Consider the following 17941-nt stretch of genomic DNA (forward strand, 5'->3'; position numbering starts at 1 on the left):
ATCCGCGAGGCAGCACACCGGGCCGGCTGCGGATGGCATCGAGAAACGGAAACCAAGGAGTCTGGCAAGCCAACAAAATCGATAGGGGAGAGGACCATGGGAGGTGCTTTGCTTTTTGCATTGTTGTGCGCCCTGGCTGCACTGGCGTATGGCGGGTATTCGGTCAAATGGATTCTGGCCAAGCCCGACGGAAACGAGCGCATGCGCGAGATCGCGCAGGCCATCCAGGAAGGCGCCACCGCCTACCTCAACCGGCAATACCTCACCATCGGCATCGTCGGCGCCGTGTTGTTCGTGTTGGTCGCCCTGTTCATCGGCATGGGCAGCGCCATCGGCTTCGCGATCGGCGCAGTGTTCTCGGCACTGGCCGGCTACATCGGCATGAACATTTCGGTACGTGCCAACGTGCGCACCGCCGAAGCCGCCAAAAACGGGTTGGACGCGGCCATGCAGGTGGCCTTCCGCGGCGGCGCCATCACCGGCTTGCTGGTGGTCGGCCTCGGGCTGCTGGGCGTTGCCGGCTATTACGGGCTGCTCGTCGCCTTCGGGGTCGAAGACCCCATTCATCCGCTGGTCGGTCTGGCCTTCGGCGGTTCGCTGATCTCGATCTTTGCGCGACTGGGCGGCGGCATCTTCACCAAGGGCGCTGACGTCGGCGCCGACCTGGTCGGCAAGGTCGAAGCCGGCATCCCCGAAGACGACCCGCGCAACCCGGCGGTGATTGCCGACAACGTCGGTGACAACGTCGGTGACTGCGCGGGCATGGCGGCCGACCTGTTCGAGACCTACGCCGTCACCGTGATCGCCACCATGTTGCTCGGCGGCCTGCTGCTGCGCGACGCCGGCGACGCAGCGGCGGTCTACCCACTGGTGCTCGGCGGCGTGTCGATCCTGGCGTCCATCGTTGGCACCTTCTTCGTGCATGCGCGCGAAGGCGGCAAGATCATGAACGCGCTGTATCGCGGCCTGATCGTGTCCGGCGTGCTGGCGGCAGTGGCGTTTTACCCGGTCACCACCTGGATGCTTGGTGACAGCGTGACGCTGGCCAGCGGCGGCACCATCAGTTCGCTGAATCTCTACTTCAGCGCGCTGATCGGCCTTGCTCTGACGGCGGCGATGGTGTGGATCACCGAGTACTACACCGCCACCGAGTTCGCGCCGGTACGCCACATCGCCGAAGCCTCGACCACCGGCCACGGCACCAACGTGATCGCCGGCCTGGGCGTATCGATGAAGGCCACCGCCGCGCCCGTGCTGGCGGTGTGCGCGTCGATCTGGGGCGCATATGAGCTGGGCGGGCTGTACGGCATCGCCATTGCCGCGACGTCCATGCTGTCGATGACCGGCATCATCGTGGCACTCGACGCCTACGGCCCGATCACCGACAACGCTGGCGGCATTGCCGAAATGGCCGGCCTGGACGAGTCGATCCGCAACATCACCGACCCGCTCGACGCCGTCGGCAACACCACCAAGGCCGTGACCAAGGGCTATGCCATCGGTTCGGCCGGCCTCGCCGCGCTGGTGCTGTTTGCCGACTACACGCACGGCCTGGAGGCTGCCGGCAAATCGATGACCTTCGACCTGTCGAACCACATGGTGATCATCGGCCTGTTCATCGGCGGCATGATTCCCTACCTGTTCGGCGCGATGGCCATGGAGGCTGTCGGGCGCGCTGCGGGCGGCATCGTCATCGAGGTGCGACGGCAGTTCAAGGACATGCCGGGCATCATGGATGGGACGCAAAAACCCGACTACTCACGCGCGGTGGACATGCTGACCAAGTCCGCCATCAAGGAGATGATCGTGCCGTCGCTGCTACCCGTGCTCGTGCCGGTGGCGGTCGGCTTGATCCTCGGGCCGCAAGCGCTGGGCGGCGTGCTGCTTGGCACCATCGTCACCGGTATCTTCGTTGCGCTGTCGATGACGGCCGGCGGGGGCGCTTGGGACAATGCAAAAAAATATATCGAAGACGGCCACCACGGCGGCAAGGGCTCGGAGGCCCACAAGGCTGCCGTAACCGGCGATACGGTGGGCGATCCCTACAAGGACACGGCGGGCCCGGCGATCAACCCGCTGATCAAGATCATCAACATCGTCGCCTTGCTGATCGTGCCGCTACTGTAAACACCCATGCTCCCTCCCCTTCAAGGGGAGGGCCGGAGTGGGGATGGGTTGAAGGGGAGCACACCAAAAAAACCCATCCCCCTCCCAGCCTCCCCTTGAAGGGGGAGGAGTTTCTTGCCCGCTGCAGTCGCAGAGAACAACCGCGCCGCAAAGCAATTGTTGCAGCGCACCCTTGAAAACCCGAGGCCGGCTATAATGCCGGTCTTTTCATTTTTCGCACCCAGAAGAGGCACTTGCAATGAATCTCGATCGCGTCAACTCCGGTTCCGATGTCCCGAACGAAATCAACGTCATCATCGAGATTCCGTCGCACGCCGACCCGGTGAAGTACGAAGTCGACAAGGAAACCGGTGCGATGTTTGTGGACCGTTTCATGAGCACGGCCATGCACTACCCGTGCAACTACGGCTACGTGCCGCACACCCTGTCGAACGACGGTGACCCGGTGGACGTGCTGGTGGTGACGCCGGTGCCGCTGATTTCCGGCTCGGTGATCAAGTGCCGTCCGGTGGGCGTGCTGAAGATGACCGACGAATCGGGCGACGACGCCAAGGTGCTGGCCGTGCCCATCGACAAGCTGTGCCGCAGCTACCGCAACATCCGCGATATCGCTGACGTGTCGCCGGACCTGCTCAACCAGATCGCCCACTTCTTTGAGCACTACAAGGATCTGGAAGACGGCAAGTGGGTGCGTGTCGAAGGCTGGGGTGGTGCAGACGATGCCAAGGCCGAGATTATCGCCAGCGAGAAGATGTACCAGGATTCGCCGGTCAAGCTGAACTTCTGATCGACCCCGGGGCGTTCGGCAGCCTCGCCCTCGGGCGTGCTGCCGAAGCTTCAGTCGGCGTCCCGGCGATCCTTCAACAGGATGCCGTCCGGGCGCTCTTCGACAATGCCGCCGCGCGACAGGTCGCGCATCACACGGCTCACCATCTCGCGTGACGCCCCCACCATGCGGGCGATGTCCTGCTTGGTGATGCGGGTGGCGACAAAGCTGCCGCCATCGCAAGGCTCGGCCATTTCACGCAGCAACTCTTCCACGCGCGCATGCACGTCGCGCAGCGCCAGGCTTTCGATCTTGCGATCCGCCTCACGCAGGCGATCGGCCAGCAGGCACATCACACGCCAGGCCAGCTCGAAGTTCTCCTGCATCAGGCGGCGGAAGTCGGTGACCGGAATCTGCACCAGATCGGAGGGCTCGGCCGTGACGACCGAGGCCGAGCGCGGACAGCTTCCGAACATGGCCATCTCACCAAAGACCGCGCCGCGCGCCAGCAGGCCGAGAATGGCGTCGCGCCCGCCCTCACCGGACACGACCACCTTGGCCGAGCCCGTCAGCACGAAATACACGTGATCGCCCTCGTCGCCGGCATCCAGCACGTGATGGCCTCGCGGATAGCGTCGCATGCCGGATACGGCGGCCACTTTGCCGAGAACCTCGTCCGGCAACCCCTGGAACAGCGCAAAGGTCTTGAGCGCCACAGTCGATACTGCTGAAAGCATGAACCCCTCCACCGCAATGCCACCTGACCGGCGCCACACCGCCCTGCCGGCCGAAAGCTTCTGTATTTGTGCTGGAACTATTTCACGACAATCCCTGCAACACAATAGCCGGCGTGCCATGAGCCCTGACTATCGACGCGATCGGCGGATGTCTCCGACCCCTCGGCTATAATCGCCCCTCGCTTCAGCCAACCCCGTTTTGCAGGATTTCGCATGAGCACCCGACACGCCCGACTTCTCATCCTCGGCTCAGGCCCCGCCGGTTACACCGCCGCAGTCTATGCCGCACGCGCCAACCTCGCGCCGGTGCTGGTCACCGGCCTTGCCCAAGGCGGCCAACTGATGACCACCACCGACGTCGACAACTGGCCCGCAGACGCCGACGGCGTGCTCGGGCCGGACCTGATGGCACGCTTCCAGCGTCACGCCGAGCGCTTCAACACCGAGATGATCTTCGACCACATCCACACCGTGAAGCTCGGCGAGCGCCCCTTCCGTCTGGTCGGCGATTCCGGCGAATACACCTGCGACGCGCTGATCATCTCCACCGGCGCCACCGCCAAGTACCTTGGCCTGCCGTCCGAAGAGAAGTTTGCCGGCCGCGGCGTATCGGCCTGCGCCACCTGCGACGGCTTCTTCTACCGCAACCAGGAAGTCGCCGTAGTCGGCGGCGGCAACACCGCCGTCGAGGAAGCGCTGTATCTGGCCAACATCGCCTCCAAGGTCACGCTGGTGCATCGCCGCCAGACCTTCCGCGCCGAGAAGATCATGATCGACAAGCTGATGGAGAAGGTCGCCGCCGGCAAGATCGAACTCGCGCTCGACTCGACGCTGGACGAGATCCTCGGTGACGCTAACGGCGTGACCGGCATGCGACTTGAGAGCGCTGTCGACGGCAGCAAGCGCGAAATCGCGGTGCACGGCGTGTTCATCGCCATCGGCCACAAGCCGAACACCGACATCTTCGAAGGCCAGCTCGACATGGAAGGCGGCTACATCGTCACCAAGGGCGGGCGCGAGGGCAACGCCACCGCCACCAGCGTTGCCGGTGTGTTCGCCGCCGGCGACGTGCAGGATCATATCTACCGCCAGGCGGTTACCTCGGCCGCCTCCGGCTGCCAGGCCGCGCTCGACGCCGAGCGCTATCTCGATTCGCTGGCCTGAGCGAAGCACGGTGCAATGACGCGACGCAAGGACTCCGGCCTCGACAAGCTGAAGTCCCTGCGCGCGCGCATTCTGACCAGAACGCCCGAGAAGGCGCCGGCAAGGAAACCGCCTTCCGCCGGTGAACCGCAGCAAGAAGCCGACGACCCGGAACTGTTCCGACGCGAAATGCGCGGCATTGCGCCGATCGACGATGGCGGACGCGCCGAGATCGCCCAACCGCGTCCGGCGCCGGTGCCTCGCCCACGCGCGGCCGACCCGGAACCGGACGCAGCGCCTCATGCGCCCGACCGAGCGCAACCCCTAGGCGCTCGCGAGCTCTTCCAGGCTTCGATGCAGGACGTGGTGCCACTCGACAACAGCAACCGTGTCGAGCTTTCCGGCGCGCGCGCCTTGGCTGCGCGCAGCGAACGGCAACGCCCGATCGATCCGCTCGCCAAGCCTGACGTTGAGAATGTGCCGCCACTGCTGCCGGCCAACCCCGAGAGCATGGATGCGGCGGAGCTCTTTCGCCACGCAGTGCGCGGCGCAGCACCGGTTCCCGACAAGAACCGCATCGAGGCCGAACGCCTGCCGCCGCTGCCCCTGCCGATCAAGCGCAGCGAGGACGAGGCCTCGGCGCTGCGCGAAACCATGGAAGCCCCTATCTCACTCGAAGATCGACTGGAAATGGGCGACGAGGCGGTGTTCCTGCGACCCGGCATGCCGCGCCGCGCCCTGCTCGATCTGCGGCGCGGGCGTTGGACGCTGCAGGGCGAGCTCGACCTGCACGGCTTGACGCGGGAAGACGCGCGTCTGGCGCTGTCACGCTTTCTGGCCGCCAGCCTGCAGCGCGGCGCGCGCTGCGTGCGCGTCATTCACGGCAAGGGCCTGGGCTCGCCAGGCGGCGTATCGATCCTCAAGCAACTGTCACGCGGCTGGCTGGCGCAGCGCGAGGAAATCCTTGCCTTTTGTCAGGCTGGCCCGACCCAGGGCGGATCAGGCGCGCTACTGGTGCTGCTGCGCGGCAACGCACCGACACGCGGCAACACATGAAAAAGGCCGCCTCGCGGGCGGCCCTGACTCGATGCAGTTCGGGTGGCGCTTAGAGCGCGTCCTCGTCGGTCTCGCCGGTGCGGATGCGCACCACCTGCTCGACCGGCGTCACGAAGATCTTGCCGTCACCGATCTTGCCGGTACGCGCCGCCTTGACGATGGCCTCGATGGTGGCCTCGACCTGGCCGTCGGCCAGCACGACTTCGACCTTGATCTTGGGCAGGAAATCGACCACGTACTCGGCACCGCGATACAGCTCGGTGTGGCCCTTCTGACGGCCAAAGCCCTTGACCTCTGTCACCGTGAGCCCGTTCACGCCGATTTCGGCCAACGCCTCGCGAACTTCGTCGAGCTTGAACGGTTTGACGATGGCTTCGATCTTCTTCATTCCTGTCTCCTCGATGGGTCGTCTTGTAGCGACGCTGTTTCAGTACTCGTCGCGGTAGCGCGATGTTATCGGATAACGCCAATCCCTGCCGAATCCGCGGCGTGTGATGCGGATGCCGACCGGCGCCTGACGGCGCTTGTATTCATTGCGCTTGAGCAGGTCGACCACGCGCCGCACGTCGGCCTCGGCAAAGCCACGCGCGATCAGCTCGCGCGGCGACTCGTCGCGTTCCATGTAGGCCTCGATCACGGCATCGAGCACTTCATACGGCGGCAACGAATCCTGATCCACCTGATCGGGCTTCAGCTCGGCCGAAGGCGGACGCACGATGATGTTCTCGGGAATCACCTCGCCGCGCGTGTTGCGCCAGCGCGAAAGCCGGTACACGAAGCACTTGTACAGATCCTTGAGCACCGCAAAGCCGCCGGCCATGTCGCCATACAGGGTTGCGTAGCCGGTGGCCATCTCGCTTTTGTTACCCGTGGTCAACACGATGGAGCCAGTCTTGTTCGACAACGCCATAAGCACATTGCCGCGGATGCGACTCTGCAGATTCTCTTCGGTGGCGTCTTCGGCCATCCCGCGAAACTGCTCGGCCAACATGTCGTGATAGACGCGCATGGCCGGCTCGATGGCGATCTCGTCGTAGCGCACGCCCAGCCTCCGCACCATCTCGCGCGAATCGTCCAGGCTCATCTGCGCGGTATAGGGCGACGGCAACATCACCGCGCGCACCTTGTCGGCGCCCAGTGCATCGACCGCCACGGCCAGCGTCAGCGCCGAATCAATGCCGCCCGACAGGCCGATGATCGCGCCCGGAAAGCCGTTCTTGCCGACGTAGTCGCGTACACCGGTGACCAGCGCGGCATAGACTTCCTCTTCGGGCGAGGGCTCCGGCGCAGCCGGCAGATCGTGCGACCAGCGCGCGCCGTCGAAACGCAGCACGCTCAGGGCCTCCTCGAACGAGGCCCCGCGCCAGGCCAGAGTGCCATCGGCGTCGAGTGCAAAGGAGGCGCCGTCGAACACCAGTTCGTCCTGCCCCCCCACCGTATTGCAATACAGCACCGGCAGCCCCGTCTCGGCGATGCGCGCCCGCAAGGTTTCAAGCCGCAGCGCGCGCTTGTCGAGATGGAAGGGCGAGGCGTTCAGCCCCAGCAACAGTTCGGCGCCGGCCTCACGTGCCGCCTTCATCGGCCCGGGCTCCCACAGGTCCTCGCAGATAGCCAAGCCGATGCGCACGCCATCGAGCTCGAACACGCAAGCCTGAGAGCCTGGCGAGAAATAGCGCGCCTCGTCGAAGACCGAATAATTCGGCAGCAACTGCTTGAGGTAGGTGGCCTCCACCCGCCCGTCGCGGATCACCGAAGCAGCGTTGTAACAGCGCCCGTCCTGCATGTGCGGGTGCCCCAGCACCAGCACCACGTCGGCAGTGGCCGCCGCGATACGCGCGACCTCACGCTCGCACGCACGGTAGAAATCCGGGCGCAGCAAGAGGTCTTCGGGCGGATAGCCGGACAGGGCCAGTTCGGGCGTGAGCAACAGGCGGGCACCGCCGGCGCGAGCCTCGGCGAGGGCGTCGAGAATGCGTTCCGCGTTGGCGGAAACGTCGCCTACCATCAGGTTGAATTGGGCGACAGCAAGGGCTAGCGATTTCGTCATGAGTGTAACTATACCGGCTTCCCCCATGCCGCAGAATGCACCATCCGCCCAGGCCGGCTACACTGCGAGCACGGCCTTCCGGAGCAGGCAGTGTTGCAAAAGTGTTCGCTTACACTTTCCCGACCGCGTCCGCTTCGACGACAGCCCTAGAATCGAAAAACGGCTATTGGAGCAAACGTGATGCACCGCACCCCCCTCATTCCCGCCTTCATCTGTACTGCACTCTTTATCGTAGGTTCGGCCCCGGCATTTGCCGCAAAACCCGATTCATCGAAGCAACAGCTCGACTTCGAATTGGGCAGCGGAAGTTACCAATGTGAATTCGGACAGAGCGTCGACGTGCAACGCGGCGGGCGCGAGCAGGGATCGATGCAGATCAGCTGGCAAGGGAAGCGCTACAATCTGGCACGTGACCCGTCGGAGTCGGGCCTGCCCCGCTATGAGGATCGTCGCAACGGTCTGGTCTGGATCGATCTGCCGTGGAAGGGTGTTCTGCTCGACGGACGCACCAACAAGCCGCTGGCAAACGAGTGCAAGACCGTCTGACACGCCCGCAGCACTGATTCCCCCGGCCCGCCCTACGGCGGGCTTTTTTATCACCGGAGCGCCCCGCCACCTCGCGCACGGCAACCCGCAGGATGGCCGGGAACGAGGCCTTCACCAACCGGATGGACATGAGCGCTTCGCTGACTGCACGCATCATCCCCAACATCGCCGAAATTGACGCTACCGCGTGGGACGAACTAGGCGACGGCGCCTGCTGCGTGTCACACGCCATGCTGTCTGCGCTGGAGGATAGTGGTTCAGTCGGAGAAGGCACCGGATGGCACCCACGCCATCTGCTGCTACACGACGGCGCCACGCTGGTTGCAGCAATGCCGCTGTACGAAAAACTGCATTCATACGGCGAATATGTATTCGACTGGGCCTGGGCCGATGCCTACCAGCGCCACGGTCTGGCCTACTACCCGAAGTGGCTCTCGGCCGTACCCTTCACACCGGTGCCCGGCCCACGCCTGCTCGTCCGTGACGCGAGCTACCTCGCCCCACTCGCGCGAGCTGCACAAATGATCGCGGCAGAATCCGGCATGTCCTCGATGCACGTGCTGCTACCGTCGGAAACCGAGGCGAGCGCACTGGCAGACGCCGGCTTCATGCTGCGCAGCGGCGTGCAGTTTCACTGGCACAACCGCGGCTACGGAGGTTTCGAGGATTTCCTCGCCGGCCTCAATCACGCCAAGCGCAAGAAAATTCGCCAGGAACGACGGCGAGCCGCGGAGCACGGCTTGGAGCATGTGTGGCTCGATGGCCACACGGCGAGCACAGCGGACTGGCAGTTCTTTCATCGCTGCTACGCGACGACCTACGCGATGCATCGCTCGACGCCGTATCTGACGTCGGACTTCTTCGCACTGCTGGCAGAGCGCATGCCGGACAACGTGCGTCTGCTGCTCGCCAAGCGCGACGGCTCGCCGGTGGCAGGGGCATTTTTTCTCAAGGATAAGCACGCGCTCTACGGTCGCTATTGGGGCGCCGCCGAGGCCCTGCCCTTTGTGCACTTCGAGCTGTGCTATTACCGCGCCATCGAATACTGCGTCGAACACGGCATTGCGCGCTTTGAAGGCGGCGCTCAAGGCGAGCACAAGCTGTCACGGGGGCTGGAGCCGGTCATCACACGTTCCGCGCACTGGCTGCGCGATGAACGCTTCGCCGACGCGGTGGACCGCTTTCTGGCGCGCGAAACCGAGGGGATTGGTTTCTATCTGGATGAGTTATCCGAGCGCTCGCCGTTCAGAGTCGACACCCCCTGATCAACTCAGGGCGCAGCGTCGAATCCTGCGTCGGTGATCGCCTGGCGCAAGGCCTCGACGGTGACCTGGGCCGGGTCAAACTCCACGCGCGCCTCAGCCTCTTCCAGACACACTTCTGCGTCGTAGACGCCCGGCAAGGCCTTCAGCACACCGGTCACATTGCGCACACAGCCACCGCAGCTCATGCCGTCTACGCGAATCGTCACTTCACTCATGCCTGCCTCCTGCGTTGACTTCACATTGCACCGCAACAAAATGCGGCGTCAGCATATCACGCCGCTCCACAGCTGCCCGCCAAGATGCGGCGCATGGTAGAGCCCGAATACGCCGAAACCGAGCACCAGCAGACCGGCGACGACACGCACACGACGATCACGAGTGAGATCCCGAAAACGCTTGAACAACATGCCCGCGAGCATCAGATTGGGCAATGTACCGAGGCCGAAAGCCAACATCAGGCCGGCACCGCGGCCAGCCGAGCCGGTGACCAGCGACGTGGTCAGCACGCTGTAGACCAGGCCACAGGGCAGAAAACCCCATAGCAGACCGAGCGGCAGCGCTCGCCCGACGGTACGCGCCGGCAGAAAACGCGTCGTGAACGGCTGGACGCGCCGCCAGATCACGCCGCCGGCCCGCTCGACCGGGGCAAGCAACTGGGTGATCCCCGTCAGGTACAGCCCGAGCAGGATCAGCATGATGTTGGCGGCCACGTACAAGGTGAGCTGCACCGGCAGCACATCGCCAAACAGCATGCCGGCGCTGCCAACGGCGCCGGCAAAGCCGCCCAACGCGGTGTAGGTGGCGATGCGACCGAGGTTATAGGCAAGGTGGATGGGCCACTGACGCGCGGTTTTGCCGGGCATCTGCACCGACAGCGCACCGACAATGCCGCCGCACATGGCGACACAATGCGTGCCGCCAAGCAGGCCGACGAGAAAGACCGCGATATAACCGGTTTCGGGCATTAAGAAGGGGAAAGCAACGACGCGAGGCGCAAGTATACCCGTCTGCGTCGTTCCGGACCTCGGCTCAGATCACGCGAGAGTAGCGCTTGCGTTCGCGGTCGGCGCGCAGATAGCGGTCGAACACCATGGCTATGACCCGCACCAGCATGCGCCCGGCAGGCTGGACGGTGATCCAGCCGTCACTGATCGCCAGCAGACCGGCGACCTCCATTTCACGCAGATCGGACAGCTCATCGGCGAAGTAGTCGTCGAAGCTGATCAGGTGCGCGATTTCGATGGACTCGATCGACAGTTCGAAGTGACACATCAGTGCCTGGATGATCGACCTGCGCAGGACATCGTCCGCCGACAGCTGGATACCGCGCATGACCGGCAGTTCGTCGCGGTCGAGCGCGTCGTAATAGTCGTCGATGACCTTGTGGTTCTGCGCATAGATCGGTCCGATGCTGGCGATGGCCGACACACCGAAGGCCAGCAGATCGCACTCGGACTGCGTCGAGTAGCCCTGAAAGTTGCGGTGCAGGCGCCCTTGACGTTGCGCCACGGCGAGTTCGTCGTCAGGCCGCGCGAAGTGATCCATGCCGATGAATACGTAGCCCGCCTCGGTAAGCCGACGGATGGCCAGTTGGAGAATCTGCAGCTTGCCGTCGGGACTCGGGAGCAGGGCTTCGTCGATACGTCGCTGCGGCTTGAAGATGGCCGGCAGGTGAGCGTAGCTGTAGAGCGAGATGCGATCCGGCGCGAGTTCGATGACCTGCTGCAGCGTGCGGTTGAAGCGGGTCACGGTCTGCCCGGGCAGACCGTAGATGAGGTCGATGCTGACCGAGCGAAAGCCGGTGGCGCGCGCCGCGTCGAGCACCAGTTTGGTTTCCTCGAAGCTCTGGAGGCGGTTGACCGCCTTCTGCACCTCGGGGTCGAAGTCCTGCACGCCCAGACTCATGCGGTTGAAGCCAAGCTCGGCGAGCAGCGCGACGGTTGCGAAATCGACCTTGCGCGGGTCGACCTCGATCGAGTACTCGCCGCCTGGCTTGAGCGTGAAGTGCTCGCGCACCGAAGCCATCAGGGCGCGCATTTCGTCGTGCGACAGGAAGGTCGGCGTACCGCCACCCAGGTGCAGCTGCGTGACTTCGCGGCAGCCCTCGATGTGCGCCGCCTGCAGCGCGATCTCCTTGGCCAGATACTTCAGGTACCTGGCCGAACGGCCGTGGTCCTTGGTGATGATCTTGTTGCAACCACAGTAGTAGCAGATGGTGTTGCAGAACGGGATGTGGAAATACAGCGACAGCGGACGCACCACCCCGCCGACGCTGCGCTTATGCAGCCACTGCTCGAGCGCCTGCGCGTCGAACGCCTCTACAAAGCGATCGGCCGTAGGGTAGGATGTGTAGCGCGGCCCGCTGACGTCAAAACGACGAATCAGTTCGGGATCGAAGACCACCGGTTTGTGGATGTCCATGAGTGCTTTTTCCTGCATGGACCCAACGATCCCGGATTCCGGTTCGGGCTGCTTTGACGTGTATCAAACGCAGGCGTGAACGACGCCTCATGCCCTACGGAGCGGCCCCTGGCAGTGACGAAAGCGACGGTTCAGATTAGCGCCCCCGCGATACGTGCGGCCTGCTCGCAGTGCAATCTCCACGAGCTGTGTCTTCCGGTGGGAATGTCCGCCGAGGAAATCGAGCGGCTCGACAAGCTTGTCGGCGATCGACGCAAGATCCGCAAGGGACAGAACCTCTATCGGGCAGGCGACGCCTTCGACGCCATCTACGCCATCCGCGTCGGCTGGTTCAAGACGGACGTGCTGCTTGAAGACGGGCGTGAACAGGTCACCGGCTTTCAGATGACCGGCGAAATGCTCGGACTCGACGGCATCAGCACCGAAACCCACAGTTGCAACGCCGTCGCGCTGGAAGACAGCGAGGTCTGCGTACTTCCGTACAGCCAGCTCGAAGGGCTCTCGCGCGAAGTCGAAGGCCTGCAGCACCAGTTTCACAAGGTCATGAGCCGCGAGATCGTGCGCGATCACGGCGTGATGATGCTGCTCGGCTCCATGCGGGCCGAAGAGCGGCTGGCCGCTTTCCTGATGAATCTGTCGCAACGCTTCAATGCGCGCGGCTTTTCGCCCGCCGAGTTCAATCTGCGCATGACGCGTGACGAAATCGGCTCCTACCTCGGACTCAAGCTCGAAACCGTATCGCGTGCCTTCTCACGCTTCCAGGATGAAGGCTTGATCACGGTTCAACAGAAGCACATCCGTATCATCGATCTGGCCGGTCTGCGCCGCTTGGTTCAGCAATCCGGCAACCGCTGAGGCTCTCGCCTCACTGCAGCGATTCGACCACTCCGGCTTCGGCCACCCGCACTGTCCACCCGACCGCGCATCGTCCAACGCTCGCGCGGCGGTTCTCTCACCGTGTCCATCGGACATTAATGGGAGCGCGCTCAAATCAGACATCCGCGTCCGCAGGCTCTCTAGCGACGCATTCCGCCCGCCCGAATACCTGCCACTACGGCGCACGACCGATTGCCTCCCCGGCTGCACAGCGAAACTCGATCTGCATCAAACCTGCGGGGACATTGCCTTCCGCAAGGGCTTGCGGACGGTGGCTATAATGGTGTCATTCCAATTCGGTCTCGGAGTTGCGCCATGTTCCAACACATTCTTGTCCCGACAGACGGATCCGAACTCTCGCAGGCAACAGTCGAAAAGGCTGTCCGTTTCGCCGCAGAGATCAGCGCCCGCACCACCTTCTATTACGCGCAGCCCGATTTCCCGATGCCGATCTACGGCGAGGGTGCGCTGATTGATCCGACCACGCCCGAGCAGTTCGCTCAGTCGGCAGCCTCGGAGGCCAAAACCATTCTGGCGCGCGCCGAGGCTGCGGCGAAGGCTGCCGGGGTCTCAGCAGACACCGATTCGGTGGTGTGCGAAGTGCCTTATGAAGGCATCATTGAAGCCGCCGAGCGACACAGTTGCGACCTGATCTTCATGGCCTCGCACGGACGGCGAGGCCTGGCCGGACTGCTGCTGGGCAGCGAAACGCAGAAGGTGCTCTCGCACAGCAAGATCCCGGTATTGATCTACCGCTGAAGCATGAAAAACGGCCCGAAAAGGGCCGTTTTGTCATCCGTGCGCGTGGTGATGCCCGTGCAATGCGGGCTCCATCTTGCGCGACTTCGGCTTACCGGAGGAACGCGCTCTATGCGTCGGCTTTGCCCGTTCGGCGCTTGCCGGCTTTCCGACCAGATACAGCGTCAGCAAGCTGGAAGCCGCACACAAGGCCCAGAAGGCAAAAAAGCCGATTGAGTAGGTGGCGATCGGAGAGAACTCGACGACCTCCCCGAACAGATACAACTCACGCGGATTGACCAGCGTGAAGAACAGGCTCACCGCAACACCGGCGACCACAAACGAAGGCCACAGAACCAGGATCCATCTGATCATTTGCGATTCCTCCTCGCACGACCGGACTCCTACGCCCGCGCTGCCCGCTCTTGAGGCCGGCATGCGCAAACTCCGCCACTTCGGGATTCAGTATGTGCCTGAAGCGGTGAAGAATCAAACGTGGTACGGCAGGATGCGCACCCGCGTTTCATCGGGAATGCGCACATCGCCGTGCAGGCGCCACACCCGCTCCGTATCCTCGATCTGGACATGCCAGCGTCCCAGCGACATCGGCGCAATCGGGCCCGCATACGCGCCATCGACACGCGCCAGACGCAATACCTGATCGAAGCCCGCGCGCGTGGGATGGATGATGGTGACGATCAGCTCCGACGGCAACTCAACGCCATCATTGGCATCCAGTTCGATACGGATATCCTCCGCGCGGAGGCCGACATCCGCGGCCAACCCCTGCTCGGCAGCAACCACCGAACGCGCAATGGTCTGGTCGATCGCACGCCCCTGGCGGTAGTAGTCATCCACCACCAGACCGTCATTGGTCGTGATGGCGAAATACAGCAGCATGCTGCCGAGCATGATCGAGATCGCCGGCATCACCATCAGCAGCCAGGGCCAGCGCTGCTTGTACCAGGGGGTCGGATCGTAGGAAGGGTCGCTGCGGGTATTCATCTGCTCGTCCTGGTCATTGCGGCATGATGAAGGTGGTCTGCTCACGCACCTTCAGGTCTTCCGCGGTCACTTCAAAAACAATTTCGTGCACGCCCGGCTCGAGCGCGTCGTACGGGACGCGAACGTTCACCGACACCGATTCCATTCCGGCCGACGGCAGCAGCGCCAGCGTGGAACCGACGAGTTGAGCGCCTTCGATACCGCTTACGTCGACGAAAACTTCGCGAGGAAGTTCGGTCATGTTCATGATCTGCAAGCGGTAGACGTTCTCGATCATGCCGCCCTCGACCTCGCGTGCAAGCGCCGCGCGGTCACGGATGATGTCCACGCGCAGGTCCGGTCGCAGCACCAGTGCCGCCAGGGTCGCCGCGCAGATCGCCGTCAGCAAGGCCGCATAGATCAGGATGCGCGGACGCAGGATGTGGGCAATGATGTCCTTGCGCGTCCAGTGCTGCTTGACTGCATTCTCGGTCGAATAGCGGATCAGGCCGCGCTCGTAGCCCATTCGGTCCATGACGTCGTTGCAACCGTCGATGCAGGCGCCGCAACCGATGCACTCGTACTGCAGGCCTTCGCGAATGTCGATGCCGGTGGGACAGACCTGCACACAGATGTTGCAGTCGACGCAATCGCCCTTGCCGATGCTCTTCGGATCAACGCCCTTCTTGCGCGAGCCGCGCGGATCGCCACGTTCGCTGTCGTAGGTGACAACCAGCGTATCCGAATCAAACATCACGCCCTGAAAGCGCGCGTAAGGGCACATGTAGAAGCACACCTGTTCGCGCAGCACGCCGGCGAAGATGTACGTGAAAGCGGCGTAGAACAGGGTCCAGAACAACACCCAGCCGCCCACATCGAATGCGGCGAACGACTCGATCAGCCCGTCCAGCGGGGTGAAGTAGGCCACGAAGGTGAAACCGGTCCATAGCGCAACGATTGCCCACACCGAATACTTTGCGGTGCGCAGCATGGCCTTGCGGGCGCTCATCGGCGCCTCTTGCAATTTGCGGCGGGCCACGTGATCGCCTTCGATCTTCTCCTCGATCCACATGAAGATCTCGGTGTACACCGTCTGCGGACAGGTATAGCCGCACCACAGACGCCCGGCAATCGCAGTGAAGAAGAACAGGCCGAAAGCGGAAATGATCAGCAGGACGGCCAGATAGATGACGTCCTGGGGCCAGAACACCCAGTTGAAGATGTAGAACTTGCGTTCGGCCAGATTAAACAAAACGGCCTGCCGCTCGTTCCATTCGAGCCAAGGCAAGCCGTAGTAGAGAATCTGCGTAAACCAGACGAAGAACCAGCGCCAGTTGGCAAAGTTACCTTTGACCGAACGCATGTGGATCTTCTTGCGTGATGCGTACAGTGAGTCGCCTTCTTCCTGTTGCGCCTTGCCGCCTTTCGCCATGGTCTTCCGTTCCGGATGTTGCAGAAATCCGCCCGGCCGAAGCCGGGCGGACGAGACAGCCTTACTGCTCAGGCTTGTTCGACAAGCCCCAGACGTAACTGGCCAGCAGATGCACCTTGTCTTCGCCAAGGAAGTCGCCGAAACCCGGCATGCGGTTCTGACGGCCGTTGTTGATGGTGTAGGCGATCATCGCTTCGCTCGATCCCCACAGCCAGGTGTTGTCTGTCAGGTTGGGGGCACCCAGCGCCGGGTTGCCCTTGGCTTCCGCACCGTGGCACGCCGCGCAGTTGGCCGCAAACACGTCCACGCCACGTTGGGCGCGCAACGAATCATGTGCCAGACCGTTGAGCGAGCGAACGTAGTGCGCCACGTCACGCGTGCTTTCCGGACCGATCGCGGCACCCAGTGCCGGCATCACACCCAGACGGCCGTTGGTGATGGTGGCCTTGATGTTCTCGGGCTCACCGCCATACAGCCACACCTTGTCGCTCAGGCGCGGGAAACCACTCGAACCGCCGGCATCCGTACCGTGGCACTGGGCGCAATACGTCTGGAACAGACGGCCACCCATGGCCTGGGCTTCCGGATCAGCGGCCACCGCAGCAACGTCCATCTCGCGGTACTTGGCGTAGATCGGACCGTAACGGTCGTCAGCAAGCGCCACTTCAGTTTCGTACTCGCCGATGGACGTCCAGCCCAGATACCCCTTCACGTTGCCAAAACCCGGGTACAGCGCCAGATACACCACCGCAAAGATCAGCGTGATCCAGAACAGGTACAGCCACCAGCGCGGCAGCGGGTTGTTGTACTCGGCGATGTCCTCGTCCCACACGTGACCGTGCAGCTCCACCGGACCGGGCTTGGGTTTCTTGTTGTTCGACATCAGCACGAACAGACAGAACAGCAGACTGAGGGTCACCAACACCATGACCCACAGATTCCAGAAGCCGCTCACGAAGTCAGCCATGTTTTTTTCCTTGCGTCATATGCCCGTCGTCACGCTCGGCGGGCATGTCTTCGTCTTCGGTAAAGGGAAGCATGGCCGCCTCGTCAAAGCCCTTGCGAGCATGTCGGCTGTAAGCCCAGAAACAGATTCCCAGGAAACACAGGAAACCGACCACGGTCACTATGATCCTCAAGATATTGACGTCCATGCTTACCCCCGGATCACTTGAAGTTGGATAGCGCGGTGCCCAGACCCTGCAGGTAGGCAATCAGCACCTGCATCTCGGTCTTGCCTTCCAGCGCGGCCTTGGCACCGGCGATTTCCTCGTCGGTATACGGATGACCCAAGGTACGCAGCGCGATCATCTTCTTGTCGATGCTGCTGGCGTCCGCCGGGCGTTCCAGCCACGGGAAGGCCGGCATGTTCGATTCCGGCACGACGGCGCGCGGGTTGGTCAGGTGCACGCGATGCCATTCGTCGGAATAGCGGCCACCGACGCGAGCCAGATCGGGGCCGGTACGCTTGGAGCCCCACAGGAACGGGCGATCGTAGATGTACTCACCCGCCACCGAGTAGTGGCCATAACGCTCGGTTTCAGCGCGGAACGGACGGATCATCTGCGAGTGGCAGTTGGAGCAGCCCTCGCGGATATAGATGTCGCGACCAGCCAGACGCACCGCGTCGTACGGCTTGATGTCGAGCGGGTTGCCTGACCGGTCGATCGGCTTGGTCAGCGAGTGCTGGAAGAACAGCGGGACGATTTCCACCAGCCCGCCGACGCTCACCGTCAGCAGCGTCAGCACGATCATCAGACCGACGCTGCGTTCGATAAGCTCATGCTTGAATTTGCGCATCGC

Annotated in this window: 20 protein-coding genes; 8 read left to right on the forward strand and 12 right to left on the reverse strand. The window is 63.2% G+C overall.

Annotation, left to right across the window (positions count from 1 at the left end; genetic code table 11):
- Positions 1-96: 96 nt before the first annotated feature.
- The gene (locus tag AC6H0N_RS00645; protein ID WP_497572119.1) at positions 97-2127 is read left to right on the forward strand and encodes a sodium-translocating pyrophosphatase; all 2031 of its coding nucleotides are present in this window, start codon (positions 97-99) and stop codon (positions 2125-2127) included.
- A 238-nt stretch (positions 2128-2365) separates the two neighbouring features.
- Entirely contained in the window at positions 2366-2914 is a 549-nt protein-coding gene (gene ppa, locus AC6H0N_RS00650; protein WP_497572120.1) for an inorganic diphosphatase, read from the forward strand.
- A gap of 50 nt (positions 2915-2964) precedes the next feature.
- Here the strand turns inward: ppa and AC6H0N_RS00655 are convergent, their stop codons facing one another.
- Positions 2965-3630, reverse strand: coding sequence for a Crp/Fnr family transcriptional regulator (locus AC6H0N_RS00655; RefSeq protein WP_497572121.1), 666 nt, complete (start codon positions 3628-3630; stop codon positions 2965-2967).
- A 213-nt stretch (positions 3631-3843) separates the two neighbouring features.
- Between AC6H0N_RS00655 and trxB the strand changes: the two genes are divergently transcribed.
- Both trxB and AC6H0N_RS00665 read left to right on the forward strand, forming a co-directional pair.
- Positions 3844-4794 carry a thioredoxin-disulfide reductase gene (gene trxB / locus AC6H0N_RS00660; protein WP_497572122.1) on the forward strand — a complete coding sequence of 317 codons (951 nt, stop codon included), beginning with the start codon at positions 3844-3846 and terminating at the stop codon, positions 4792-4794.
- A gap of 15 nt (positions 4795-4809) precedes the next feature.
- On the forward strand, positions 4810-5829 hold the full coding sequence (locus tag AC6H0N_RS00665; protein WP_497572123.1) for a Smr/MutS family protein: 1020 nt from the start codon (positions 4810-4812) through the stop codon (positions 5827-5829).
- Positions 5830-5878: 49 nt separating this feature from the next.
- On the opposite strand, the gene AC6H0N_RS00670 is transcribed toward AC6H0N_RS00665, so the two are convergent.
- Both AC6H0N_RS00670 and AC6H0N_RS00675 read right to left on the reverse strand, forming a co-directional pair.
- Positions 5879-6217: a P-II family nitrogen regulator gene (locus tag AC6H0N_RS00670; protein WP_497572124.1), complete on the reverse strand. Its 339-nt coding sequence runs from the start codon at positions 6215-6217 to the stop codon at positions 5879-5881.
- A 39-nt stretch (positions 6218-6256) separates the two neighbouring features.
- On the reverse strand, positions 6257-7876 hold the full coding sequence (locus AC6H0N_RS00675) for an NAD+ synthase (RefSeq protein ID WP_497572125.1): 1620 nt from the start codon (positions 7874-7876) through the stop codon (positions 6257-6259).
- Positions 7877-8056: 180 nt separating this feature from the next.
- Here AC6H0N_RS00675 and AC6H0N_RS00680 point away from each other — a divergent pair, with 180 nt between their 5' ends.
- Together AC6H0N_RS00680 and AC6H0N_RS00685 are read left to right on the forward strand one after the other, a co-directional pair.
- Positions 8057-8422: an MliC family protein gene (locus AC6H0N_RS00680; RefSeq protein ID WP_497572126.1), complete on the forward strand. Its 366-nt coding sequence runs from the start codon at positions 8057-8059 to the stop codon at positions 8420-8422.
- A 128-nt stretch (positions 8423-8550) separates the two neighbouring features.
- Positions 8551-9687 (forward strand): GNAT family N-acetyltransferase, encoded by a 1137-nt coding sequence (locus AC6H0N_RS00685; RefSeq protein ID WP_497573220.1) that lies wholly within the window; start codon positions 8551-8553, stop codon positions 9685-9687.
- 5 nt (positions 9688-9692) lie between these two features.
- Here the strand turns inward: AC6H0N_RS00685 and AC6H0N_RS00690 are convergent, their stop codons facing one another.
- From AC6H0N_RS00690 to hemN, 3 genes are all read right to left on the reverse strand, one after another.
- The gene (locus tag AC6H0N_RS00690; protein ID WP_497572127.1) at positions 9693-9902 is read right to left on the reverse strand and encodes a heavy-metal-associated domain-containing protein; all 210 of its coding nucleotides are present in this window, start codon (positions 9900-9902) and stop codon (positions 9693-9695) included.
- Positions 9903-9950: 48 nt separating this feature from the next.
- A complete protein-coding gene (locus AC6H0N_RS00695; protein WP_497572128.1) occupies positions 9951-10652 on the reverse strand; it encodes a sulfite exporter TauE/SafE family protein in 702 nt (233 codons plus the stop codon).
- Positions 10653-10716: 64 nt separating this feature from the next.
- Positions 10717-12108, reverse strand: coding sequence for an oxygen-independent coproporphyrinogen III oxidase (gene hemN, locus AC6H0N_RS00700; RefSeq protein WP_497572129.1), 1392 nt, complete (start codon positions 12106-12108; stop codon positions 10717-10719).
- Between the two features lie 135 nt (positions 12109-12243).
- On the opposite strand from hemN, the gene fnr reads away from it, so the two are divergent.
- Together fnr and AC6H0N_RS00710 are read left to right on the forward strand one after the other, a co-directional pair.
- On the forward strand, positions 12244-12963 hold the full coding sequence (gene fnr, locus AC6H0N_RS00705; RefSeq protein ID WP_497573221.1) for a fumarate/nitrate reduction transcriptional regulator Fnr: 720 nt from the start codon (positions 12244-12246) through the stop codon (positions 12961-12963).
- A gap of 336 nt (positions 12964-13299) precedes the next feature.
- Entirely contained in the window at positions 13300-13743 is a 444-nt protein-coding gene (locus tag AC6H0N_RS00710; protein WP_497572130.1) for a universal stress protein, read from the forward strand.
- A gap of 33 nt (positions 13744-13776) precedes the next feature.
- On the opposite strand, the gene AC6H0N_RS00715 is transcribed toward AC6H0N_RS00710, so the two are convergent.
- The 6 genes from AC6H0N_RS00715 to ccoO all read right to left on the reverse strand — a co-directional run bounded on the left by AC6H0N_RS00715 (position 13777) and on the right by ccoO (position 17938).
- Complete coding sequence (locus tag AC6H0N_RS00715) at positions 13777-14097, reverse strand: hypothetical protein (RefSeq protein WP_497572131.1); 321 nt, start codon at positions 14095-14097, stop codon at positions 13777-13779.
- Positions 14098-14211: 114 nt separating this feature from the next.
- Positions 14212-14727, reverse strand: coding sequence for a FixH family protein (locus AC6H0N_RS00720; RefSeq protein ID WP_497572132.1), 516 nt, complete (start codon positions 14725-14727; stop codon positions 14212-14214).
- Positions 14728-14740: 13 nt separating this feature from the next.
- On the reverse strand, positions 14741-16138 hold the full coding sequence (ccoG, locus tag AC6H0N_RS00725) for a cytochrome c oxidase accessory protein CcoG (protein ID WP_497572133.1): 1398 nt from the start codon (positions 16136-16138) through the stop codon (positions 14741-14743).
- A gap of 61 nt (positions 16139-16199) precedes the next feature.
- Positions 16200-17105, reverse strand: a complete 906-nt coding sequence (gene ccoP / locus AC6H0N_RS00730; RefSeq protein WP_497572134.1) for a cytochrome-c oxidase, cbb3-type subunit III — start codon at positions 17103-17105, stop codon at positions 16200-16202.
- Positions 17098-17292 carry a cbb3-type cytochrome oxidase subunit 3 gene (locus AC6H0N_RS00735; protein ID WP_497572135.1) on the reverse strand — a complete coding sequence of 65 codons (195 nt, stop codon included), beginning with the start codon at positions 17290-17292 and terminating at the stop codon, positions 17098-17100. Before AC6H0N_RS00735 ends, ccoP begins: the two co-directional genes overlap by 8 nt.
- Positions 17293-17305: 13 nt before the next feature.
- The gene (ccoO, locus tag AC6H0N_RS00740; RefSeq protein ID WP_497572136.1) at positions 17306-17938 is read right to left on the reverse strand and encodes a cytochrome-c oxidase, cbb3-type subunit II; all 633 of its coding nucleotides are present in this window, start codon (positions 17936-17938) and stop codon (positions 17306-17308) included.
- Positions 17939-17941: the final 3 nt, after the last annotated feature.

The sequence above is a fragment of the Pseudazoarcus sp. NS34 genome (assembly GCF_059703725.1).